This window comes from Klebsiella sp. GG_Kp146, from assembly GCF_040061975.1.
GTDB classification, from domain to species: domain Bacteria; phylum Pseudomonadota; class Gammaproteobacteria; order Enterobacterales; family Enterobacteriaceae; genus Klebsiella; species Klebsiella quasipneumoniae.
On the sequence record NZ_JBEAHA010000008.1, the window covers coordinates 107,481 to 130,324 of the forward strand.

At 58.7% G+C, this 22,844-nt stretch carries 25 protein-coding genes; 17 read left to right on the forward strand and 8 right to left on the reverse strand.

The window, feature by feature from the left end:
* Nucleotides 1-29 precede the first annotated feature (29 nt).
* Entirely contained in the window at nucleotides 30-1,295 is a 1,266-nt protein-coding gene (locus ABLU95_RS09990) for a 4-aminobutyrate--2-oxoglutarate transaminase (protein ID WP_023291230.1), read from the reverse strand.
* A 118-nt stretch (nucleotides 1,296-1,413) separates the two neighbouring features.
* On the opposite strand from ABLU95_RS09990, the gene ABLU95_RS09995 reads away from it, so the two are divergent.
* Nucleotides 1,414-2,937 carry a PLP-dependent aminotransferase family protein gene (locus ABLU95_RS09995; RefSeq protein ID WP_243805901.1) on the forward strand — a complete coding sequence of 508 codons (1,524 nt, stop codon included), beginning with the start codon at nucleotides 1,414-1,416 and terminating at the stop codon, nucleotides 2,935-2,937.
* 45 nt (nucleotides 2,938-2,982) lie between these two features.
* Here ABLU95_RS09995 and rpoH read toward each other — a convergent pair whose 3' ends face one another.
* From rpoH to ftsY, 4 genes are all read right to left on the reverse strand, one after another.
* Entirely contained in the window at nucleotides 2,983-3,837 is an 855-nt protein-coding gene (rpoH, locus tag ABLU95_RS10000; protein WP_002920815.1) for an RNA polymerase sigma factor RpoH, read from the reverse strand.
* Nucleotides 3,838-4,106: 269 nt separating this feature from the next.
* Nucleotides 4,107-5,162, reverse strand: a complete 1,056-nt coding sequence (gene ftsX / locus ABLU95_RS10005; protein ID WP_002920816.1) for a permease-like cell division protein FtsX — start codon at nucleotides 5,160-5,162, stop codon at nucleotides 4,107-4,109.
* Nucleotides 5,155-5,823 carry a cell division ATP-binding protein FtsE gene (gene ftsE / locus ABLU95_RS10010; RefSeq protein WP_004202097.1) on the reverse strand — a complete coding sequence of 223 codons (669 nt, stop codon included), beginning with the start codon at nucleotides 5,821-5,823 and terminating at the stop codon, nucleotides 5,155-5,157. Before ftsE ends, ftsX begins: the two co-directional genes overlap by 8 nt.
* Before the next feature lie 2 nt (nucleotides 5,824-5,825).
* The gene (ftsY, locus tag ABLU95_RS10015) at nucleotides 5,826-7,358 is read right to left on the reverse strand and encodes a signal recognition particle-docking protein FtsY (RefSeq protein WP_348879393.1); all 1,533 of its coding nucleotides are present in this window, start codon (nucleotides 7,356-7,358) and stop codon (nucleotides 5,826-5,828) included.
* 182 nt (nucleotides 7,359-7,540) lie between these two features.
* Between ftsY and rsmD the strand changes: the two genes are divergently transcribed.
* Complete coding sequence (gene rsmD / locus ABLU95_RS10020) at nucleotides 7,541-8,137, forward strand: 16S rRNA (guanine(966)-N(2))-methyltransferase (RefSeq protein WP_023291233.1); 597 nt, start codon at nucleotides 7,541-7,543, stop codon at nucleotides 8,135-8,137.
* Nucleotides 8,127-8,402, forward strand: coding sequence for a DUF1145 family protein (locus ABLU95_RS10025; RefSeq protein WP_004202092.1), 276 nt, complete (start codon nucleotides 8,127-8,129; stop codon nucleotides 8,400-8,402). Before rsmD ends, ABLU95_RS10025 begins: the two co-directional genes overlap by 11 nt.
* Before the next feature lie 13 nt (nucleotides 8,403-8,415).
* On the opposite strand, the gene ABLU95_RS10030 is transcribed toward ABLU95_RS10025, so the two are convergent.
* Nucleotides 8,416-8,766 (reverse strand): DUF2500 domain-containing protein, encoded by a 351-nt coding sequence (locus ABLU95_RS10030; protein WP_348879394.1) that lies wholly within the window; start codon nucleotides 8,764-8,766, stop codon nucleotides 8,416-8,418.
* Nucleotides 8,767-8,916: 150 nt separating this feature from the next.
* On the opposite strand from ABLU95_RS10030, the gene ABLU95_RS10035 reads away from it, so the two are divergent.
* Together ABLU95_RS10035 and zntA are read left to right on the forward strand one after the other, a co-directional pair.
* Complete coding sequence (locus tag ABLU95_RS10035) at nucleotides 8,917-9,543, forward strand: lysoplasmalogenase (protein WP_004173987.1); 627 nt, start codon at nucleotides 8,917-8,919, stop codon at nucleotides 9,541-9,543.
* Between the two features lie 78 nt (nucleotides 9,544-9,621).
* Nucleotides 9,622-11,832: a Zn(II)/Cd(II)/Pb(II) translocating P-type ATPase ZntA gene (gene zntA, locus ABLU95_RS10040; protein WP_348879346.1), complete on the forward strand. Its 2,211-nt coding sequence runs from the start codon at nucleotides 9,622-9,624 to the stop codon at nucleotides 11,830-11,832.
* 103 nt (nucleotides 11,833-11,935) lie between these two features.
* Here the strand turns inward: zntA and tusA are convergent, their stop codons facing one another.
* Nucleotides 11,936-12,181 carry a sulfurtransferase TusA gene (gene tusA, locus ABLU95_RS10045; protein WP_002920858.1) on the reverse strand — a complete coding sequence of 82 codons (246 nt, stop codon included), beginning with the start codon at nucleotides 12,179-12,181 and terminating at the stop codon, nucleotides 11,936-11,938.
* Nucleotides 12,182-12,387: 206 nt separating this feature from the next.
* On the opposite strand from tusA, the gene ABLU95_RS10050 reads away from it, so the two are divergent.
* Nucleotides 12,388-13,053, forward strand: coding sequence for a 7-cyano-7-deazaguanine/7-aminomethyl-7-deazaguanine transporter (locus tag ABLU95_RS10050; protein ID WP_023291236.1), 666 nt, complete (start codon nucleotides 12,388-12,390; stop codon nucleotides 13,051-13,053).
* 73 nt (nucleotides 13,054-13,126) lie between these two features.
* Nucleotides 13,127-13,684 (forward strand): DcrB family lipoprotein, encoded by a 558-nt coding sequence (locus ABLU95_RS10055; RefSeq protein ID WP_023291237.1) that lies wholly within the window; start codon nucleotides 13,127-13,129, stop codon nucleotides 13,682-13,684.
* On the opposite strand, the gene ABLU95_RS10060 is transcribed toward ABLU95_RS10055, so the two are convergent.
* Nucleotides 13,685-14,905, reverse strand: coding sequence for an MFS transporter (locus ABLU95_RS10060; protein WP_087827775.1), 1,221 nt, complete (start codon nucleotides 14,903-14,905; stop codon nucleotides 13,685-13,687).
* Nucleotides 14,906-15,310: 405 nt separating this feature from the next.
* On the opposite strand from ABLU95_RS10060, the gene ABLU95_RS10065 reads away from it, so the two are divergent.
* The 10 genes from ABLU95_RS10065 to ABLU95_RS10110 all read left to right on the forward strand — a co-directional run bounded on the left by ABLU95_RS10065 (nucleotide 15,311) and on the right by ABLU95_RS10110 (nucleotide 22,842).
* Complete coding sequence (locus tag ABLU95_RS10065) at nucleotides 15,311-15,706, forward strand: hypothetical protein (protein ID WP_023291239.1); 396 nt, start codon at nucleotides 15,311-15,313, stop codon at nucleotides 15,704-15,706.
* 62 nt (nucleotides 15,707-15,768) lie between these two features.
* Nucleotides 15,769-16,830: a class I SAM-dependent methyltransferase gene (locus ABLU95_RS10070; protein ID WP_032454260.1), complete on the forward strand. Its 1,062-nt coding sequence runs from the start codon at nucleotides 15,769-15,771 to the stop codon at nucleotides 16,828-16,830.
* Between the two features lie 20 nt (nucleotides 16,831-16,850).
* Nucleotides 16,851-17,573: a beta-ketoacyl synthase chain length factor gene (locus tag ABLU95_RS10075; RefSeq protein ID WP_023291241.1), complete on the forward strand. Its 723-nt coding sequence runs from the start codon at nucleotides 16,851-16,853 to the stop codon at nucleotides 17,571-17,573.
* Nucleotides 17,552-18,385, forward strand: coding sequence for a lysophospholipid acyltransferase family protein (locus ABLU95_RS10080; protein WP_176694383.1), 834 nt, complete (start codon nucleotides 17,552-17,554; stop codon nucleotides 18,383-18,385). Before ABLU95_RS10075 ends, ABLU95_RS10080 begins: the two co-directional genes overlap by 22 nt.
* Entirely contained in the window at nucleotides 18,366-18,623 is a 258-nt protein-coding gene (locus ABLU95_RS10085) for a phosphopantetheine-binding protein (protein WP_023291243.1), read from the forward strand. The genes ABLU95_RS10080 and ABLU95_RS10085 overlap by 20 nt, the downstream gene beginning before the upstream one ends.
* An 11-nt stretch (nucleotides 18,624-18,634) precedes the next feature.
* A complete protein-coding gene (locus ABLU95_RS10090) occupies nucleotides 18,635-18,886 on the forward strand; it encodes an acyl carrier protein (protein ID WP_023291244.1) in 252 nt (83 codons plus the stop codon).
* Between the two features lie 6 nt (nucleotides 18,887-18,892).
* Entirely contained in the window at nucleotides 18,893-19,474 is a 582-nt protein-coding gene (locus ABLU95_RS10095; protein ID WP_023291245.1) for a hypothetical protein, read from the forward strand.
* Nucleotides 19,471-20,820, forward strand: coding sequence for an AMP-binding protein (locus ABLU95_RS10100; protein ID WP_065883186.1), 1,350 nt, complete (start codon nucleotides 19,471-19,473; stop codon nucleotides 20,818-20,820). The genes ABLU95_RS10095 and ABLU95_RS10100 overlap by 4 nt, the downstream gene beginning before the upstream one ends.
* Nucleotides 20,807-21,160, forward strand: coding sequence for a beta-hydroxyacyl-ACP dehydratase (locus ABLU95_RS10105; protein WP_023291247.1), 354 nt, complete (start codon nucleotides 20,807-20,809; stop codon nucleotides 21,158-21,160). Before ABLU95_RS10100 ends, ABLU95_RS10105 begins: the two co-directional genes overlap by 14 nt.
* Complete coding sequence (locus ABLU95_RS10110; RefSeq protein ID WP_348879352.1) at nucleotides 21,151-22,842, forward strand: glycosyltransferase; 1,692 nt, start codon at nucleotides 21,151-21,153, stop codon at nucleotides 22,840-22,842. Before ABLU95_RS10105 ends, ABLU95_RS10110 begins: the two co-directional genes overlap by 10 nt.
* Nucleotides 22,843-22,844: the final 2 nt, after the last annotated feature.

Sequence of the window (22,844 nt, forward strand, 5' to 3'; positions counted from 1 at the left end):
TCCCTGCCGCCGCAGCCCACCGGGAGACGTTAGCTCTTCAGTACGCGCGCCAGAATATCCAGCGCTTTCGAGAACTGGGCGTCCGGAATCGTCAACGGATAGAGGAAGCGGATCACGTTGCCGTAGACGCCGCAGCTCAGCAGCAGCAGGCCGTTCTCCTGCGCTTTCTGTTGCACCTGGCGGGTGAACTCCGGCGACGGCTCGCCAGTTTGCGGATCGTTAAACTCCACCGCCACCATCGACCCCCGACCGCGGACATCGACAATCGCCGGACAGGTGGCGCGCGCCTGGTTGAGCACTTCCTGCAGATGGCTACCCAGCTGTTCAGCGCGCTGGCACAGCTGCTCTTCAGCAATCACATCCAGCACCGCGTGCGCCGCGGCTACCGCCAGCGGGTTACCGGCATAGGTTCCGCCCAGGCCGCCTGGCGCTGGGGCATCCATCACCTCGGCGCGACCAACGACGCCCGACAGCGGGAAACCGCCGGCGAGGCTTTTCGCCATCGTCATCAGATCCGGTTTCACATCATAGTGCTGCATGGCGAACAGCTTGCCGGTACGGGCGAAACCGGTCTGCACTTCATCGGCGATCAGCAGAATGCCGTGGGTATCGCACAGATCGCGCAACGCCTGCATGAAATCGGCTGGCGCGACGTTAAAGCCGCCTTCTCCCTGGATCGGCTCGAGGATGATGGCCGCGACCTGGTCCGGCGCAATATCCGCTTTGAAAATGCGCTCCAGGCTTTTCAGCGCATCCGCGGTAGAGACACCGTGCGCCGCATTCGGGTAGACACCGTGATACACCGAGCCCGGGAAGGGCCCGAAGCCGATTTTGTAGGGCGCGACCTTACCGGTGAGCGCCATGGTCATAAAGGTACGGCCGTGGAAGCCGCCGCCGAAAGTAATCAGCCCCGGACGGCCGGTGTAAGCGCGGGCAATTTTCACCGCGTTCTCGACCGCTTCCGCGCCGGTGGTGAAGAAGGCCGTTTTTGCCGGCCCGTCAATCGGCGCCAGATCGTTAATACGTTCCGCCAGCGTGACATAGCTTTCGTACGGCACAATCTGATAGGCGGTGTGGGTGAACGCCTGCAGCTGGTCAGCGACCGCGGCAACCACCTTCGGATGACGGTGACCGGTATTTAACACGGCGATACCGGCGGCGAAATCGATCACCTCATTGCCTTCGATATCCCACAGCGTGGCGTTCTCCGCCTTCTCGACAAAGTAGTTACACATTACGCCTACGCCGCGCGGCGTCGCCTGCTGGCGACGTTGATTCAGTTCTGAGCTTTTCACCTGCGAATCTCCTGTCGTGTATGTCACGTTATCGCAACAAATTAGAAACGATGTCGTTTATTTACACAGGAGTTGGCCCTATAATCGAGTACCAATTTTGAATATCTGAGGGATCCAATTGCGTTCGCTGGTGGGTGACCTGGTGCTGGTCCGTCTGCAGGAAGAGCGCGACCCTCTTCTGCACAAACGCTTATACAACGCGCTTCGCCGCGCGATCCTTGACGGTTCGCTGGCGCCGCAAAGCCGCCTGCCGCCGTCGCGGGACCTGGCGGGAGAGCTCGGCGTATCAAGAAACACCATATTAACAACTTATGAACAATTACTGGCGGAAGGATATGTGGTTTCCCGTCGGGGAAGCGGAACATTCGTTGCCCAAACCGCGCCTGAAAGTTCATTGACCGCTAAGGGGAAGCGGGAAAACAGCAGTATCGCGACATCGACGGCGCATCTTTCACGCCGCGGCCAGCACCTGCTCGGCCAGGTCAGCGCCAGCCCACGCCAGTGGGGAGCGTTTATTCCCGGCGTACCGGACGTTAACGCCTTTCCCCATCCGCTGTTCAGCAAGATCCAGGCCCGCATCAGCCGTCGGCCAAAGCCGGAGCGGCTCAGCTACAGCTGCAACGGCGGTACCCCGGAGCTGCAGCAGGCGCTGGTGGATTATCTGCGGGTATCGCGCGGCGTCCACTGTCAGGCAGATCAAATTCTTATCACCGAGGGGATCCACCAGGCGATTGACCTGGTCACTCGCATGCTGTGCGACAACGGCGATCTGGCGTGGGTGGAGGAGCCTTCCTACTGGGGCATTCGCCATGTGCTGGCGATGAACGACGTCCGGGCGACCCCCATCACCGTCGATGCCAATGGGCTGTGCCCGCCAGAAACGGTTGACGATGCGCCGCGGCTCATCTTCGTCACCCCCTCTCACCAGTATCCGCTGGGCGCGGTGATGAGCCTTGAACGCCGTCAGCGGCTGCTGGCGCTCGCCCGCCAGCAGGGCAGCTGGATCGTCGAAGATGATTATGACAGCGAGTTTCGCTTTTCCGGGCAGCCCATCCCCGCCCTGCAGGGGCTGGTGGCCGATGCGCCGGTGGTCTATATCGGCACCTTCAGCAAGACGCTCTATCCCGGCCTGCGCCTGGGCTATGTGGTGATCCCCCGCCCGCTGGTCAGCGATCTGAAGCACGCCCACGCCGAGCTTTATCGCGGCGGCCATTCGCTGATCCAGATGGCGCTGGCGGAGTTTATTACCGCTGGTCACTACTCGGCGCATATCCGCCGCATGCGGCTGCTCTACAGCCGTCGTCGCGCCTTTTTAACCGAGCTGATTCAGCGGCACTGTATGCCCGACGCCCTGTCGGACTTCAGCGATAATGCCGGACTGCATTTGATCCTCAATTTACCGGAGGAGGCGGACGATGTGGCGATCGCCCGCGAGGCCAATGCGCGCCACATTCTGGTGCGGCCGCTCTCGCGCTACTACCTGACGGCGGCGCGTAAGAAAGGATTATTGATGGGATTTGCCAGCCAGCCCGAGGAGCAGATGGCGCCGGCGTTCAGCGTGCTGATAGGGTGCCTGCGGACGCACTGTCCAGAGGTGCTGCTGCCCATGGATGGCGCAGAAAAACAAAACGCCCCAACCTGAGGCGGGGCGTTATCGGGGTGCCTGGCGTCAGGCAGGGGTGGCGTATCAGGCTTCGATCGCGGCACGCAGTTTTTTCATGGCGTTCTTTTCCAGCTGACGCACGCGCTCTGCGGAGACGCCGTAGCGGTCAGCCAGCTCCTGCAGCGTGGACTTGTTGTCTTCGTCCAGCCAGCGGGCGCGGATGATATCCTGGCTACGCTCGTCCAGGCCCTGCATCGCGTCAGTCAGCTTATTCGCCGCCTGCTCTTCCCAGTTGTCGTCTTCAATGCCGTCGGCAAAGTTTGACGTTTTGTCCTGCAGATAAAGGACCGGCGCCATCGGCTGGCTGTCGGATTCATCGTCCGACGACATGTCGAACGTCATGTCCTGGGCCGCCATACGGGATTCCATCTCGCGGACGTCTTTGCTCGACACGCCCAGCTCACGGGCCACCATTTCCACTTCATCCTGGTTGAACCAACCCAGACGCTGTTTGGTTTTACGCAGGTTAAAGAACAGCTTACGCTGTGCTTTGGTGGTAGCGACCTTCACGATACGCCAGTTGCGCAGCACGTATTCGTGAATTTCGGCTTTAATCCAGTGCACGGCGAAGGAGACCAGGCGCACACCCACTTCCGGGTTGAAGCGACGCACGGCTTTCATCAGGCCGATATTGCCTTCCTGGATCAGATCCGCCTGCGGCAGGCCATAGCCCGAGTAGTTACGAGCAATGTGAACAACAAAGCGCAGGTGAGACAGAATCAGCTTTTTCGCTGCTTCCAGATCGCCCTGGTAATGCAGCTTTTCAGCAAGCTCCCGCTCTTCATCAGCCGACAGCATCGGCCAAGTGTTAGCGGCCCGGATGTACGATTCCAGGTTACCAACGGGGGCTAAAGCTAAAGTTTGCATTTCTTTGGTCATTCAAATCCTCTCAATCGATATCTTCTGACGTGGTCTTGTCCCCATCAGGCAACAAGCATGCCAGCATTCATGAGCAACGAGAATATCACTCACATTAGTATCAGACAGTGATTTTATCCACAAGTTCCCTGCAACGGTGTGAATAAATTACGCACAAAATGTGACACCACGATGAAAAAGTGAGGGCAGGAAAAGGAGAACAAGCTTGCGGTATCTTTCCCTGCGAACAGGAACTCATTGCAGCAGGGAAAGATTATATCACGCTTTTTTTAATCGGGAGTAAAGTGACGTAAATGTTGCACTGTCGCCAGCCAGGCGGCCACCCACCCGATCATCGAGCAGACGATCAGCATCAGCAGACACTCGTCAAAGCCTAAGCCGCTCAGCTCAAACTGGGTGCCGAACACCTTCGCCACCTCGGTCACTGCCGACGAGAGGCGCATTACCAGAATCTCCGACAGGATCAGCGATAAAAACGCGCCGGAGAAGCCCAGCATCGCCCCGCCGTAGAGGAATGGACGCAGGATAAAGCCGTCGGTGGCGCCGATCAGTTTCTGCACGTTAATGGTATCGCGGCGGGCGAAGATGCTCAGGCGCACGCTGTTGCCGATCACCAGGAACACCGCCGCCACCATCAGCACGCCGATCATCGCCGACACGCGGCCCACCAGCCCGGTGAGCGAGGAGAGGCGGGCAAACCAGCTGTCGTCCATCCGTACTTCATCGACCCCCTGGATCCGCGATACCCGATCGCGCAGGGTGTTCAGCGCTTCCGTGCTCTGGAAATCCAGCTTCGGCACCACGATGGCGACCGCCGGCAGCGGGTTCTCTTCCAGCATATCCAGGGCGCCGCCAAAGCCGGACCAGTTACGGAATTCACCCAATGCCTCGTCACGTGACAAATAGTTCACCTTGTCGACGCCCTGCTCCGCCTGCAGCTGGCCGACCACCCGCGCCGCGGCATCGTCATCCAGCGTTTTTTCCAGATACACGGTGATCTGCGGCGAGGGATAGTACTGTGACGCCGCGCTGCTGACGTTTTTGTAGACCATGTAGCAGACGCTTGGCAGGGTCAACGAGATGGCGATAACCATCACCGTCAGGAAGGTCGCCAGCGGCGTGCTTTTTAAATCCTGGAGCGCGCCGTGCCAGGCGTAGCGCACCTGCTCGTTGAACACGTTGCTCTTACGCGAGGCCGGGTTAGGCGCCGCTTTCGGCCGTTTTGGCGCATTGCGCCCGCCGCCGCCGCCGCCCGCCGCGTTGCGCAGGCGATCGAACTTGCTGCCGAACTGGCGGATTTGGTTCATTGCGTCGCGCTTATTCACCCCGAATGCCTCCATGCAGATGGCCGTCGCTGAGCGTCAGCACGCGGTACGGACGGCTGGAGATAAGCCCCAGATCGTGCGTGGCCATCAGTACCGTCACCCCGACGCGGTTAAACTCTTCAAACAGACGTAAAATCCCCTCCGAGAGCGCCTCGTCGAGGTTACCGGTCGGTTCATCCGCCAGCAGCACCGCCGGCTTGTTGACCACCGCGCGAGCGATCCCCACGCGCTGCTGCTCGCCGCCGGAGAGCTGAATCGGAAAATTCTTCGCTTTGTCCAGCAGCCCGACCTTATCCAGCGCCGCCGAGACCCGGCGACGAATGTCATCGCCGCTGGCGCCGGCGATAATCAGCGGGATCGCCACGTTGTCATACACGGTACGATCCATCAGCAAATGGTGGTCCTGGAAAATCATGCCGATCTGGCGGCGCAGGAACGGCACCTCACGGCTCTTCAGGCGGCTGATTTCATGACCGCTGAAGAAGATTTTCCCGGCGCTGGGCCGTTCGATACCACAGATAAGCTTCAGCAGGGTACTTTTCCCTGCGCCGGAGTGGCCGGTCAGAAACGCCATCTCGCCCGGCTGCAGGTGGAAGTTCACCCCCTGCAGCGCTTGTCTCCCACCGAGATAGGCTTTGCTGACTTGTTCAAAGCGAATCATTCTTAATCCTCTCGGGCAAAAAGTGCCTCAATAAAGTCGCCCGCATTAAACGGACGCAGATCCTCAATACGCTCGCCGACGCCAATATAGCGAATCGGAATGCCGAACTGGTCGGCCACCGAGAAGATCACGCCGCCTTTGGCGGTGCCATCCAGCTTGGTCAGGGTGATCCCGGTCAAACCTACCGCTTCATGGAACAGTTTGGCCTGGCTAATGGCATTCTGCCCGGTGCTGGCGTCGATGGTTAACATCACCTCATGCGGCGCGTCGACGTCCAGCTTTTTCATCACCCGGACGATCTTCTTCAGCTCTTCCATCAGGTGCGATTTATTCTGCAGACGCCCGGCGGTATCGGCAATCAGCACATCAACATGGCGCGCCTTCGCCGCCTGAATGGCGTCGAAAATCACCGAGGCGGAATCGGCGCCGGTGTGCTGGGCGATCACCGGGATATTGTTACGCTGGCCCCAGACCTGCAGCTGTTCCACCGCCGCCGCACGGAAGGTATCCCCCGCCGCCAGCATCACCGATTTGCCCTGCTGCTCAAACTGACGCGCCAGCTTGCCGATGGTGGTGGTTTTCCCCACCCCGTTCACGCCGACCATCAGAATAACAAATGGCGTTTTGCCTTCAACATTCAGCGGCTCATCCACTTTGGCGAGGATATCGCCCATCTCTTCTTTCAGCAGACCGTACAGCGCTTCCGCATCGCGCAGTTGCTTACGGCTGGCACCCTCGGTGAGATGAGTAATGATCTTGCGGGTGGTTTCCACCCCGACGTCGGCGATCAGCAGTTGCTCTTCCAGCTCTTCAAACAGATCGTCATCGATCTTCTTACCGCGGAACAGGCTGATAAATCCGGAACCGAGATTTTGTTTGGTTTTCAGCAGGCTACGCTTAAGGCGGGCGAAAAAGCCTTCTTTCGTCGGTTTTTCCTGCTCCTGGACCAGCGCTTCCACCGGCGCCTCTTCCTCTGGCGCCGGCACTACCACCGCCGCCTCTTCCGCCGCCTCGGCCGCCAGCGCCTGCGCTTCCAGCTCTTCATCGCTTAACGGCGCGTCCTCTTCCGGCGCTTCCGTCTCCTGAGGTTGGGCCACGACATCCTCTACAGGCTGCTCAGCCACGGCCTCCGCCGCCACCGGTTCGGCGATAACGTCCTCCACCAGCGACTCAACCGCTGCCGGCTGTTCCTCCGCCTTCAGCGGTTCGCTGACCGCAGGCTCCGGCGCGACGACCGGCGCCTCTTCAACCAAAGCAGGCGCTGGCGCCGCCTCTTCTTCCGGCGCGCTGGCAGGCTCCGCGAGGTGGGCCTTTTCGCTTTCGACCACCGTCCCGGTGACCTCGACGACCTCTTCGGCAAACGCCTCCGGGTCCGCTTTCGGCGCGCTCGGCTCAGCAGGGGTTTCCGCCGCCGGCGTCTCCTGGGCAACCGCTTGTTGTTCTTCTACTTTTTGTTCAGTCTCGGTTTCCTGTGCCTGCTCTTTCTGTCCAAAGCCCAGCCAGGAAAAGAAGCCACGTTTTTTCTCTTTTGCCATTTGCGACCACACTCCTCGCTGTTTATTCATGGCGCAGCTTCATCAGAAGCTGAAAAAATGATGAAATTAGTTGGATAGTCTATCACTTAACTTAACTCGCAGCACCGCCCCCGGATTAAGGTTTCGTCAACCGCCGTCGATCGCTAGAATAGCAGGCCGGAAGTTGAGACTTGAGCAGAGAGATGAAAAAACCAAACCACGCGGGCAGCGGCCAGATCCGCATCATCGGCGGGCAATGGCGCGGCCGTAAATTACCGGTGCCGGAGAGCCCGGGCCTGCGGCCGACCACCGACCGGGTTCGCGAAACCCTTTTTAACTGGCTGGCGCCGTCCATCGTTGACGCGCACTGCCTCGACTGCTTTGCCGGCAGCGGCGCGCTGGGGCTTGAGGCGCTGTCCCGCTATGCGGCCAGCACCACGCTACTGGAGATGGAGCGCGGCGTCGCTCAGCAGTTGCAAAAAAACCTGGCCACCCTGAAAGCGGATCGCGGCAAGGTGATCGCGACTAACACCCTCAGCTTCCTGAGCCAACCGGGCACGCCGCATCAGATTGTGTTTGTCGACCCGCCGTTCCGTCAGGGGCTGCTGGAGGAGACGCTGCGCCTGCTGGAAACGCAGGGCTGGCTGGCCGACGAGGCCCTGGTGTACGTCGAAAGCGAAGTCGAAAACGGTTTACCGCCGGTACCGGCGAACTGGCATCTGTATCGTGAAAAAGTGGCCGGACAGGTCGCGTATCGTCTTTACCAACGTGAGGCCCAAGGAGAGAACCATGCTGATTAATTTAGGCCGCCTGCTGATGCTGTGCGTCTGGGCCTTTCTGTTATTGAATCTGTTTCAGCCCTTCCCGAAGCCGCTGAATATCTTCGTCAACGTCGCGCTGATTTTTATGATCCTGATGCACGGTCTGCAGCTGACGCTGCTCAAGGCGACGCAGCCGAAGGATGCCCCGCCGCTGGGCCGCTTTGAGCAAATCCGCATTTTTATCTTCGGCGTGTTTGAGCTCGTCGCCTGGCAGAAAAAACTGAAGGCGACGCTGAAGAAATAGTCCTGACAAGGGCTCAGGCATCGGGCGTGAACGCCACGAACGCTGTGCCCTTATAACTCAACATCCCGCGATCGCCGACGCTCAGCGCATGATACTGCGGCGCGTCAAGGCGAAACACCACCTCCAGCCCGCCGTTCTCAGGGCGGAAGCTCGCTTCATAGCGCATCTCGCTGCCCGCAGGCGTCACCGTCTGCTGCCGCGAACGCCGATCGTTAATCACTTTTTCCCGCTTATTGCTGACGATCACCCGCTTTTGCAACACCGGCGCGGCGTCGTTCGCCAGTTTTTCGCGGCGCTGCTGCACATAGCGAAACGAAGCCGCCACCACAATCACCGCGACGACCAGAACAAAAAAGAGCGGCATTTTACTCATTAAGGTTACCCATAAAAAATATCAGGAATCAGCATACTGCGACTGGAATAACATTGTCATCTGCTGCGCCAAACCACTACACTGAGTGGTAGCTTCACGCATCCGTAACTTTCCTTATGATAACAGATACAGGGACTTACTATGCTTTGGTCATTTATTGCTGTCTGTTTCTCCGCATGGCTTTATGTCGATGCATCCTATCGCGGGCCGGCCTGGCGACGCTGGGTATTTAAACCTGTCACCCTGATTCTGTTGCTGTTGCTGGCCTGGCAGGCGCCGATGTTCAATGCCATCAGCTACCTGGTGCTGGCCGGCCTGTGCGCCTCCCTGCTCGGCGACGCCCTGACTCTGCTGCCGCGCCAGCGGGTGATGTACGCGGTGGGCGCCTTCTTCCTGTCGCATCTGCTGTATACCATCTGGTTCGCCAGCCAGCTGACGCTGTCATTCTTCTGGCCGCTGCCGCTGGTGCTGCTGGTATTCGGCGCCCTGCTGATGGCGGTGATCTGGAGCCGGCTGGAAGAGATGAAAATGCCGGTGCTGACCTTTATCGGCATGACGCTGGTGATGGTCTGGCTGGCCGGTGAGCTGTGGTTTGCCCGCCCTACCAACACCGCGCTGTCCGGATTCGCCGGCGCCGCTCTGCTGCTGCTGAGCAATGCCGTGTGGCTGGTGAGCCACTATCGCCGCCGTTTCCGCGCCGATAACGCCATTGCCGCCGCGTTTTACTTTGCCGGCCACTTCCTCATCGTGCGCGCGCTGTACCTGTAATTTAGTCCTTGACTCTGGAGTCGACTCCAGAGTGTATCCTACGGCTAATGAGAAAATTATCATTTACCGGAGGGTGCCATGTCGACTCCAGACGCGCAGGATAAAAAAGTCCCACAATTCTCGTCATTCACCATGCGGCCAGCGCCCGCCCCGGCGGAAAGCTGCTGCGCAGACCACGCCTGCGCCGCAGAGAGCGCGCCTGCCGCCGAAGCGCTCAGCGACGCCCGCTACAGCTGGCAGGTTGCAGGCATGGACTGCGCCGCCTGCGCCCGCAAGGTGGAAACGGCGGTTCGTCAGGTGCCCGGCGTCAGTCAGGTTCAGGTGCTGTTCGCCACTGAAAAATTATTGGTTAACGCCGAGGGCGACGTTCGGGCTCAGGTTGAGCAGGCGGTACGTCAGGCAGGCTATGCGCTGCGCGATGCCGATGCCCCCGCGTCAGAGAAAACTCAAGGCTCGCGACTGCGCGACAATTTACCGTTGCTGACGCTGATCATGATGATGGCCCTGAGCTGGGGGCTGGAGCAGGCCAACCACCCTGCCGGTCAGTTAGCCTTTATTGCCACCACCCTGGTCGGCCTGTGGCCGGTTGCCCGCCAGGCGCTGCGCCTGATCAAGAGCGGGAGCTGGTTCGCCATTGAAACGCTGATGAGCGTCGCCGCCATCGGGGCGCTGTTTATCGGCGCCACCGCAGAGGCGGCGATGGTCCTGCTGCTGTTCCTGATCGGCGAGCGTCTCGAAGGCTGGGCCGCCAGCCGCGCGCGACAGGGGGTGAGCGCGCTGATGGCGCTGAAGCCCGACACCGCCATTCGCCTGCGCAACGGCGTGCGGGAAACCGTCGCCCAGCGCGATCTGCGCCCCGGGGATGTGATCGAAGTGGCCGCCGGTGGGCGTCTGCCGGCGGATGGTCAGCTGCTGTCGCCATTTGCCAGCTTTGATGAAAGCGCTCTGACCGGCGAGTCGGTGCCGGTGGAGCGCCAGGCCGGAGAACGCGTAGCGGCGGGCGCCACCAGCGTCGACCGCCTGGTGCAGCTGACCGTAATCTCCGAACCGGGCGACAGCGCCATCGACCGCATCCTGAAGCTGATTGAAGAGGCGGAGGAGCGTCGGGCGCCGATCGAGCGTTTTATCGATCGCTTCAGCCGGATCTACACTCCGGCCATTATGGTGGTGGCCCTGTTGGTCGCCATTGTCCCGCCCCTGCTCTTCGCCAGCGCCTGGCTGCCGTGGATTTATAAAGGGCTGACGCTGCTGCTGATCGGCTGCCCGTGCGCGCTGGTCATCTCCACCCCGGCAGCCATCACTTCCGGCCTGGCGGTCGCCGCTCGACGCGGAGCGTTAATTAAAGGCGGCGCGGCCCTGGAACAACTGGGCCAGGTGCGCCAGGTGGCGTTCGACAAAACCGGCACCCTGACCGTCGGCCAGCCGCAGGTGACCTCGGTCATCGCCACGGCTGAGAATGACGATAACACGCTGCTGGCGCTGGCGGCGGCGGTTGAGCAAGGCTCCAGCCATCCGCTGGCGCAGGCTATCGTCCGCGAAGCGCAGCGGCGTCAGTTGAGTATTCCGCAGGCCAGCGGCCAGCGGGCGCTGGCCGGCTCCGGTATCGAAGCCGAGGTCAACGGCAGCCGTATCGTGATCTGCGCGGCCAGCAAAGCCGCCCCGTCAGAGCATGAGGCGCAGATCCAGCAGCTGGAGAGCGCCGGTCAAACGGTGGTGCTGGTCATGCGCGGCGAGACGCTTCTCGGCATCCTGGCGCTGCGCGACACCCTGCGCGACGACGCGCGTCAGGCAGTGGATGCCTTACACCAGCTGGGGGTGCAGGGGGTGATCCTTACCGGGGATAACCCGCGCGCCGCGGCGGCCATCGCCAGCGAACTGGGTCTGGAATTCCGCGCCGGCCTGCTGCCGGCGGACAAAGTCGAAGCGGTGATGGCGCTGAATGCCGATGCGCCGCTGGCGATGGTCGGGGACGGCATCAACGACGCCCCGGCGATGAAGGCGGCGACCATCGGCATCGCCATGGGCAGCGGCACCGACGTGGCGCTGGAGACCGCCGACGCCGCGCTGACCCACAACCGTCTGACCGGCCTGGCGCAGATGATCTCCCTGGCGCGGGCGACCCACGCGAATATTCGCCAGAACATCGCGATTGCCTTAGGGCTGAAGGGGATTTTCCTTGTCACCACCCTGCTCGGCCTGACCGGCCTGTGGCTGGCGGTGCTGGCGGATACCGGCGCCACCGTACTGGTAACGGCTAACGCGCTGCGGTTATTGCGTAAGAAGTTGTAGCATAGATACCGGCTTCCCTGCTCGCGCTACGCTTAGCAGGGCTACGGTTCCAGACCGTCGGGTAGCCCGGATAAGGCGCTACGCGCCGCTATCCGGGAGAGGCTCAGTGGCTTTTGCGGATCAGGTAGCGGTACGGCAGAGCTTCGGTTTCCTGGGCCACCAGCTCATGCTCCATAAAGCGGCAGAATCCCGGGATATCGCGGGTGGTGGCCGGATCGTCAGCAATAATCAGCAGCGTCTCGCCGACGGGCATTGTCCGCACGGTTTTACGCACCATCATGACCGGCTCCGGGCAGCGCAGTCCCAGGGCATCCAGAGTGTGGTCTGGAGTGGAGAAAAGTTCGCTCATTTTAGTCTCACATCAACAAAACGGCCCTAGTTTACCCCCAGTTCGCCAGTACGCAAGCCAGGTTAACGTTTGCGCGAAAAACAACCATTGCATTACGCCGGCAACGCAGTATCATGCAGCCGTTTTTCATTGGGTTCCCTCACCCCAACGTTCCGCTGCCGATTGCTCATTTACCTGAAGCATGACGGGCATAAAAAGGTCACAATATGAATCCGTTTACTACCGTACAGCGCAAAAAAGCGCTCGTCTGGCTTTCGCTATTTCATCTGCTGGTGATCACCTCCAGCAACTATCTGGTTCAGCTACCGATCTCCATCTTTGGTTTCCATACCACCTGGGGGGCGTTCAGTTTTCCGTTTATCTTCCTCGCCACCGATCTGACGGTGCGAATTTTTGGCGCACCGCTGGCGCGACGCATTATTTTTGCGGTGATGGTCCCGGCGCTGGTCATCTCCTACGCCATCTCCGCCCTGTTTTACATGGGCGAGTGGCAGGGTTTCGCGGCGCTGGGCACCTTTAATCTCTTCGTCGCGCGTATCGCCATCGCCAGCTTTATGGCCTATGCGCTAGGGCAGATCCTCGACGTCCACGTCTTCAACCGCCTGCGGCAGAGCCGCCGCTGGTGGCTGGCCCCCACCGCCTCGACGCTGTTCGGCAACATCAGCGATACCGTGGCGTTCTTCTTCATCGCCTTCTGGCGCAGCCCGGATCCGTTTATGGCCGCCCACTGGGGGGAAATCGCCCTCGTCGACTACAGCTTTAAAGTGCTTATCAGCATCATTTTCTTCCTGCCGATGTACGGCGTACTGTTAAATATGCTGTTGAAAAGGCTGGCGGATAAATCTGATTTGTCGGCATTGCAGCCGAGTTAAAGGTACTCGCGGGCTGATGTGTTAAGATAGCCGGATGAGCCATTAGTGGCCGTTTATCGAAAGGAAGATGTCAATGCGCAATTTGGTTAAATATGTCGGTATTGGCCTGCTGGTGATGGGGCTTGCCGCCTGCGATAACAGCGATTCAAAAGCGCCAACCGTTGGGGCAGCAGCGGAGAGCAACACCAGCGGCCAGGCGATCAGCCTGCTGGATGGCAAACTGAGCTTCACCCTGCCTGCGGGCATGGCCGACCAGAGCGGCAAACTGGGCACTCAGGCGAACAACATGCACGTCTATTCTGACGCCACCGGCCAGAAAGCAGTCATCGTCATCGTCGGCGACAGCACCAATGAAGACCTGGCGGTGCTGGCGAAACGTCTGGAAGATCAGCAGCGTAGCCGCGACCCGCAGCTGCAGGTGGTGAGCAATAAATCGCTGGAGATCAAAGGTCACACCCTGCAGCAGCTGGACAGCATCATCTCCGCCAAGGGGCAGACCGCCTGGTCTTCCGTGCTCCTCGGCAAAGTGGATGACAAACTGCTGACCCTGCAGGTCACCCTGCCGGCGGACAACCAGCAGCAGGCGCAGACCGAAGCGGAAAGCATCATCAGCACCCTCACCATCCAGTAATTACTGGCCTGGTGCGACGGCCTCCGGTTCGCTGACCGGGGGCCGTTTTTTTAACCGCCAGCCCAGCAGCAGCGCCGCCATCACCAGACCTGCCGCCGCCAGATATATCACCGGGATCCCGGTCCACGCCATCAGCAAGCCGGCCAGCGGCCCGGTGACGCCTAACGACAAATCCATAAACACGGTATAGGTGGCCAGCGCCGACCCCTGGTTATGCTGCGGCACCGCTTTCACCGCCACCACGCCCAGCGCCGGAAAGACCAGTGAGAACCCGGCCCCGGTAAGAAAGGTGCCGATTTTCGCCAGCAGCGGCGTATCGGCAAAGCCGACCAGCAGCAGGCCGATGATCTCCACGATAAAGCAGAGCATCGCCACGTTCAGCCCGCCGAGGCGGTTAATGGCGTTGGGAAACAGCAGCCGCGCGCCAACGAACGCGCAGCTGAACAGCGTCAGGGCGAAGGCCGCCCCGTCCCAGCCTTTGGCGTCATAAAACAGCGTGATAAAGGTGGCGATAACCCCGAAACCGGCGGAGGCCAGGGCCAGCGCCATGCCGTAGGGCCACACCCGCCCGAGCACCGCGCGAAACGACATTGCTTTGCCTTTCGCCGCCTTCACCGCTGCGCGGGGCAGCGCGCAGAGGATAGCCACCAGCGCAACCGCCATAATGACCCCGGCCAGGCCGCTGAGGCCAATTTGCGAATAGCACAGCACGCCGAGCGGGGCGCCCATCGCCATCGCCCCGTAGGTCACAATGCCGTTCCATGAGATGACCCGCCCGATATGCAGCGACCCAACAACGCCGACGCCCCACAGCGTCGAGCCGGTGCCGGCAAAGCTCTGGCCGATGCCGAGAATGACTCGCCCGAGGCATAGCAGCAGCAGGCTAACCAGCGGCCAGCCGCTGCTCCAGGCGGCCAGCAGATAGCTCAGACCGCTTAAAAAGCAGCCGCAGAGGCCGAAGACGACAATCTTTTTGGGCCCCAGCAGGTCAGCGTAGCGCCCGGCGTGCGGGCGGCTGAGCAGCGTGGCGAAATATTGCAGACTAATCACCAGGCCGGCCCAGAAAGCGCTAAAGCCCATTACATCATGCACATAGCCAGGAAGTACCGCCAGCGGCAAGCCGATGGTGAGGTAGCTGGCAAAGTTAAAAATAACCACGGAGACAATCCGCAGATTGAGGCGCAGTCCATTGAGCGCCGGTTCGGCGACGGGTTCGGGCATCAGGTTCCACCAGATTTGTACTATACAGAGCCACTATTACCACGACTTCTGTTGAAAAGCAGCCTTCCGATGGCAATAACCTCAGCGGCGCCATCGCCGCGCTCATCAGCATAAATTGCCGCGACGATTATTCGACTTTCCTTAATGGAAGGATATATACACATTAATAATTATCGCTATTGCCTGAGCAGGGTTAAATTACTTATACTTCCTCACGGCTCTGATAGCGTCTCATTGTTTATCATGATGTTAATATTTTAATAACATCATATTTCCCCCTCCGGCCCGTTTTAATACAGATGAACATATTGCCTGACAGAACAACCACAGCATATCAGCCTATATAAAAGTTTCTTACGTGGCATAAGTTAATGCCAGTAGCCAATATATTGACATGGAGTATTCATGAAAAAAATTATTCACTGGATGATTGCCGCTACGGTTGTCGGTGCGCTCGCCGGTTGCGCACGGACAGCCCCTATTGAACAGGTCAATGCGATAGTGAGCGCCGGCCATACGGAAGCGCAGGTCAAGGATGCCATTATCAAAGCAGGTGCTCAGCGCCAATGGATTATGTCTGACGCGGGCCCTGGCGTCATAAAAGGTAAATTGCAAAATCGCGACCATGTCGCGGATATTAAAATTAACTACTCCGCAACAAGTTATTCTATTGTCTATGTGAGTAGCATTAATCTCATGGCCGCCAATGGAAAAATTCATAGAAACTATAACCGCTGGGTACACAACCTCGATAAAGATATTCAGGTTACGCTGGCAGCAAACACCGCTCTGCAACAATAAATATACATACGGGTCACTACTGACCCGTTTCGCCGATTATTTGTAATAAGGTTGTACCGAACGTGTACCAAAAGGATTCTCTCAGCGCACTTGATGCCATTACTGAAGCGCAGCGTATTGCTTTTGCCCCCATGCTCTTTCAAACCGCATTATGTCTACGCAACTCAGGTATTCTGGGTTATCTGGACCAACAAGGTAAACGCGGTGCAACGTTTGCAGCCATCAGTGAAATTTTCGACGGAAAAGAATATGCCGTTAGCGTTTTGCTCGATATGGGATTAAGCGGTCGTATCCTGACCTATAAAGAGGAACGCTACCACCTCTCTAAAATAGGACATTTCTTACTTCATGATCCGATGACGCGAGTAAATATGGATTTTACTCAAGACGTTTGTTATCAAGGATTATTCTTTCTGGAAAATGCGCTCCAGGAGGGAAAGCCGTCAGGATTAAAAGTTTTTGGTGAGTGGCCAACGATTTACCCTGCCTTGTCACAGCTACCACCCGCGGCGCGCAAAAGCTGGTTTGCCTTCGACCATTACTATTCCGATGGCGCCTTCACTGCAGCGCTGCCCTATGTATTCGCCAGCCAGCCCGCAAGGCTGTACGATGTAGGCGGTAATACCGGGAAATGGGCGCTACGCTGTTGCCAGTACGATGAAAATATCGCGGTCACGTTATTAGATTTACCGCAACAAATTGCACTGGCACGGGAAAATATAGAAAATGCTGGCCTTGCCCATCGCATCGATTTTCATGCTGTGGATATGCTGAGTGACGCCCCCCTACCCGGAGAAGCGGATATCTGGTGGATGAGTCAGTTCCTGGACTGTTTCTCGCCAGAACAAATCATCACCATACTCAGTAACGTGGCACAGGTCATGAAACCTGGCGCCCGCCTGTACATTCTGGAATTGTTCTGGGATGCGCAGAAATTTGAAGCAGCATCATTTAGTCTGAATGCGTCTTCACTCTATTTTACCTGTATGGCCAACGGCAACAGCCGTTTCTACAGCGTAGAGAAGTTTTATCGCTATCTTGAAATGGCGGGGTTCGAAGTAGAACAGCGTCACGATAATTTAGGCGTTGGGCATACCTTGTTGATATGCCACAAGAATAATTGATTGATCGCGGATGCGAGTGGATGACATTTTCATTTAACATTGTTGATTGGCAGGCCTTCGCGCCTGGCGTCAGTGGCCCCGAGCAATGGCAACGGTGGTCACAGCATTTGCACGCCATCGATCCCGCCGCGGCGCCACCCAAACTCAGCGAATTGCCGATGATGACCGCACGCCGGCTCAGCTCGGGAAGTAAGCTGGCTGTGGAATGCGGTCTGGCTATGCTCCGTCGCCATGAAATCGATGCCGTTCTTTATACCAGCCGTCACGGCGAACTGGAGCGCAACTATCGGATCCTCCATGCGCTGGCTATGGAGCAAGCGATCTCGCCGACCGATTTCGCCTTATCGGTGCATAATTCCGCCGTGGGTAATCTGACGATTGCTGCAAAAAAAGCGATTATGTCGTCATCCCTTTCTGCCGGGCGCGATACGTTTCAGCAGGGATTATACGAAGTGATGGGCCTGCTACAGGCGGGTTATCAGCGCGTGTTGATGGTTGATTTCGACGGTTTTCTCCCTGAGTTTTACCACGCTCAGTTGCCGCCAGGTATCACCACCTGGCCCTATGCGGCAGCCTGGGTGATTGAGCCCGGTCGCCAGTGGCAATGCCACGCCCAGCCTCATGCAGCCGTTGCTGAAAGTCCATTACCGCAAAGTTTACTGTTCTTGCAGTACTATTTGCAGAATGCCCGCACGTTCACGCTTCCCGGCGATCGCGTGCAATGGCAATGGAGCCGCGCATGAAGCCGTTTTTCCACCGGCTTAATCGGCTCTGGCGCGCAGCGATGACCGGTTTCTGCTTCGCACTGTTTGGCATTGGCGGCCTGCTACTCTCGCTCATCTGGTTTAATCTGCTGCTGGTTTTGGTACGTAATAAAACCCGCCGACGCCGTATCGCGCGGCGCAGCATTTCCGTTAGCTTTCGCGTATTCCTCAGCGTGGTGAAAAGCGTCGGCGTTCTCGATTACCGTATCGATGGCCGCGATATTTTGCGCGCGGAGCGCGGTTGCCTGGTGGTCGCCAATCACCCCAGCCTTATTGACTACGTAATGCTGGCCTCGGTGATGCCGGAGACCGACTGCATGGTAAAAAGCGCGCTGCTGAAAAATCCATTCGTCAGCGGCGTGATCCGCGCCGCCGATTATCTGATTAACGATCAGGCCGATGCCCTGCTGCCGGCAAGCCGGCAGCGTTTACAGCAAGGCGATACGATTTTGATTTTCCCTGAAGGCACGCGCACCGTGCCGGGGAAAAAAATGCAGCTACAGCGGGGGGCGGCTAATATCGCGGTACGCTGTGGCAGCGATTTACGCATTGTCGTCATCCGCTGTACCGAGCATATGCTGGGTAAACAAAGCAAATGGTACGACGCGCCGCCAACTAAGCCGCAGTTTACCGTCGAGGTTGGAGAACGGCTGCCAATACATCAGTTTTATGATGCCAATAAACAAGAACCGGCGCTGGCCGCAAGACAGTTGAACCGTCATATTTTGCTTAAATTAGAAACAGGCACTCTCCCTGAAACAGGAATGAATGATGCAAGCGCTCTATCTTGAAATTAAAAATCTGATCATCAGTACATTGAACCTGGACGAGCTGTCCGCTGATGATATCGACACCGACGCCGCGCTGTTTGGCGATGGTCTGGGCCTGGACTCAATTGATGCGCTGGAGCTGGGTCTGGCGGTGAAAAATCAGTACGGCGTGGTGCTGTCGGCTGAAAGTGAAGAGATGCGTCAGCATTTCTACTCTGTCGCCACGCTGGCGGCATTTATTCAAGCACAGCGCGCCTGAGGAGAGTGGTTATGAATGAACAACAAGCCATTTACGAAGAAATCTCCGCGCTGCTGGTGAACGTGTTTGAAATCGATCCGCAGGATATTACGCCTGAGGCCCGTCTGTACGAAGATCTCGAACTGGACAGTATTGACGCCATCGACATGATCGTCCATCTGCAAAAGAAAATTGGCAAGAAAATCAAGCCAGAAGAGTTCAAAACTGTCCGCACCGTGCAGGATGTGGTCGATGCGGTAGAACGCCTGTTCAAAGAAGAATAATTCACCGTGTCGGGCATTCGCTCACTGCCAGTTGTGCCATTGCTGACGGGCATATTGCTGCTGGCCTGGCCGTTTATAATCTGGTTCGGCCTCGCGCATAACAGCCTGCAAGGGTTGTTACCGCTCATGGCGCTGATGTTGTTTTTACGCTTTCGTCAGACCCGGCGACGGGCGGGAGCGCTGAGCGTGGTCACTCAGATTGTGGCGGTGGCCGGCATGACGCTGTGTATTGCCAGCTACCTGCTGAAAACCCATCAGTTACTGCTATTTTACCCGGTGGTGGTGAACAGCGTGATGCTGGCGGTGTTTGGCGGTTCGCTATGGTCCACGATGCCGATAATCGAGCGTCTGGCGCGACTGCGTGAACCGGATCTTCCGGAGCGGGCTGTACGCTATACCCGGCGCGTCACCCAAATCTGGTGCGCCTTTTTCATCATTAACGGTGGCATTGCGCTTTTTACCGCGCTGTATGGCGATCTGTCCCTGTGGACGGCGTGGAACGGCATGATTTCCTATCTGCTGATGGGCACGCTCATGGCCGGCGAGTGGCTGGTGCGCCAGCGGGTGATAAAACGAGATAAACCATGAAGCAGCCTCTCCCGTTGGACCAGTGGCTCAGCGCCGCGCGTTCGCCGGAAACGCCGATCGCCTGGCAGGACACGCACCTCTGGACGCTTGCACATCTGCGCCATGATGTCGCCCACCTGCTCACGCACTTGCGTCAGCAGCCAGCCATGCGCTGGGCGTTGTGCATTGAAAATAGCTACTTGTTTATCGTCGCTCTGCTGGCAACCCTGCATGCCGGCAAAACGCCGGTCCTTCCCGGCCACGGCCGCATTTCGCTGTTAAATGAGCAGAAGGCGCTGTTTGACGGCATTCTCAGCGATAAAGCGCTGGCATGGGATGGCGCGCTGGTGATTGTCGAGTCCACGATGGCGGTAACGAGCGGCCAGATGCATTTTCCCGCGCCAGGCAAAGAGGCTTGCATTGAATTATTCACCTCCGGTTCCACCGGTCAACCGAAGCGAATTTGCAAACCGATCGGATCGCTCGACCGCGAGGCGGCGCTGTTATCCGCCTGCTATGCCGGGCGTCTGGCAGGCTGTCGGGTGGTGGCATCCGTAGCGCCGCAGCATCTGTATGGCCTGACGTTTCGACTGTTCTTGCCAATGGCGTTGGGTTTACCGCTTCATGCGGACATGCTGGAGTACACCGAGCAGTTAACGGCGTTAAGCCGGAAGCATCGCTATCTGTTTATTAGTAGTCCGGCCTTCCTTAAACGTCTCGACCACCGGCTTACCCCTCCGCCGATCGAAATGATCGTGTCCGCAGGCGGCAAGCTGCTTTGGCAGGATGCCGTGCAAACCGCCCGCTGGTGCAATACCTGGCCGGATGAAATTTACGGCAGTACGGAAAGCGGCGTCATCGCCTGCCGCCAGCGCGTGCAGGATGAGGCGCCATGGCAACCGTTTCCCGGCATCCGCTTTCAGCCAGAAGGCGATGCGTTCCGCCTCTTTTCTCCGCTTATTACCGATAACCGCGGCCAGCTGCTCGAGGATATTTTGCATTTTCGCGAGAGTGGCCACTTCCATTTGGCAGGCCGTCGGGATCGCGTGGTCAAAATTGAAGAGAAGCGCATATCGCTGAGCGAAGTGGAGCAGCGCCTGCTGGAACTTGAAGGCATCATTGATGCCGCCGTGTTACCCATCACCCGCGGCAGCCGTCAGAGTATTGGCGTATTGCTGGTGCTGGATAACCATGCCCGCCAGCGCTGGGGAAAAAGCCAGGAGACTCATTGGCGAAAAGCACTGCGCCCTCTGCTGGAACCGGTCGCCATTCCCCGCTACTGGCGGGTTATCGACGAGATCCCCGTCAATAGTATGAACAAGCGTGTCTACGCGCAGTTACAGGAGTTATTTCATGCAGCCCCATGAAATTGAGCGCCGTCAGCCACAAGCCGATCGGGTTGAAATCATTTTATCGGTGGATCCGGCGTTATTCTGGTTTCGCGGCCACTTTGCCGTTCAGCCCTTGTTGCCAGGCGTCGCGCAGATTGACTGGGCGATGCATTACGCCACCACCTTGCTGGCGCCCGGCTGGCGCTTTCACGATATTCACAATGTGAAATTCCAGTCGCCGCTCCTGCCGGGGGCGATCGTGACGCTCACTCTTAGCTGGCAGGAAGCGCGTCAGCTCATCACCTTCAGCTATCAGCGCCACGATGGCGAAACACGACATACCGCCAGCAGCGGGAAGATTCGCTTATGTCGCTAACCTTCTCCCCCTGCGTGGTGATCCCGTGCTATAACCACGGCGCGATGATGTCGCGGGTGCTGGCGCGCCTGCAGCCGTTTGATCTTCCCTGTATCGTGGTGGACGACGGCAGCGACAGTCGCACACAGCTGGAGCTGGAGCGACTGGCGCTGGAAAACCCGGATCTGACGTTGATCCGCTTACCGCAGAACGCCGGAAAAGGCGCCGCGGTCATCTGCGGATTACAGGCCGCAGCGCAAGCCGGGTTCAGCCACGCGGTGCAGGTCGATGCCGATGGACAGCACGCCATCGAAGATATTCCGCAGCTGCTGGCGCTGGCGCAGAAGCATCCCGAGGCGCTGATCTCCGGCCAGCCGGTTTACGACGACTCAATCCCGCGCTCGCGCCTGTACGGACGCTGGATCACCCACGTCTGGGTATGGATTGAAACGCTATCGCTGCAGCTAAAAGACAGCATGTGCGGCTTTCGCGTCTATCCGCTGGCGCCGATGCTGCAGCTGGCTAAGCGCGTGCCCCTCGGCAAGCGGATGGATTTTGATACCGAAGTGATGGTGCGCCTCTACTGGCAGGGGAACACCAGCTACTTTGTCCCGACCCGCGTGACCTATCCGCCGGACGGTTTGTCGCATTTCGATGCCCTCAGAGATAACTGCCGCATCTCGCTGATGCATACCCGACTGTTCCTCGGCATGTTGCCGCGGATCCCCTCGCTGCTGTTTCGCCGCGCTTCGCCGCACTGGGCGCGCCAGAAGGAGGTCAAAGGCTTATGGGGCATGCGCCTGATGCTGTTGGTGTGGCGGCTGTTGGGACGACACGCGTTTTCGCTGCTGCTCTACCCGGTGGTCGGCGTCTACTGGCTAACGGCCAGCACCGCGCGCCGCGCTTCACAAAACTGGCTTACCCGCGTGCGCGACCAGTTAGCCGCTCGTCAGCTGCCGGAGCCGGGCGAACTCAGTAGCTATCGTCACTTCCTGCGCTTTGGCAACGCGATGCTGGATAAAATCGCCAGCTGGCGCGGCGAACTGCAGTTTGGTCGCGATGTGGTGTTTGCCGCAGGAGCCGAAGAGACGCTCAATATCGACGATCCGCGCGGCAAACTACTGCTGGCCTCACATCTCGGCGATGTTGAAGCCTGCCGTGCGCTGGCGCAGCTGCAGGGCAGCAAGACCATCAACGCGCTGGTGTTCAGCGACAATGCCCAACGCTTTAAGCAGATTATGGCGGAGATGGCCCCGCAGGCCGGGCTCAACCTGCTGCCGGTCACCGATATCGGTCCGGAGACCGCCATGCTGCTGCAGGAAAAACTGGATCGCGGAGAATGGATCGCCATTGTCGGCGATCGTATTGCGGTCAATCCGCAGCGCGGCGGCGAGTGGCGCGTCTGCTGGAGCCGTTTTATGGGGCAACCGGCCCCCTTCCCGCAGGGGCCCTTTATCCTCGCGGCTATTTTGCGCTGCCCGGTCAATTTGATGTTCGCTCTGCGTCAGCAGGGCAAGCTGCGCATTTACTGTGAGCCGTTCGCTGACCCGCTGCCGCTGCCGCGCGCCAATCGCCAGCAGGCACTGCAACATATCATCGATCGCTACGCCGAACGGCTGGAATATTACGCGCTGCAGTCGCCGCTCGACTGGTTTAACTTTTTCGATTTCTGGCGTTTGCCGGAGCCCAAAGATAAGGAGTAAAG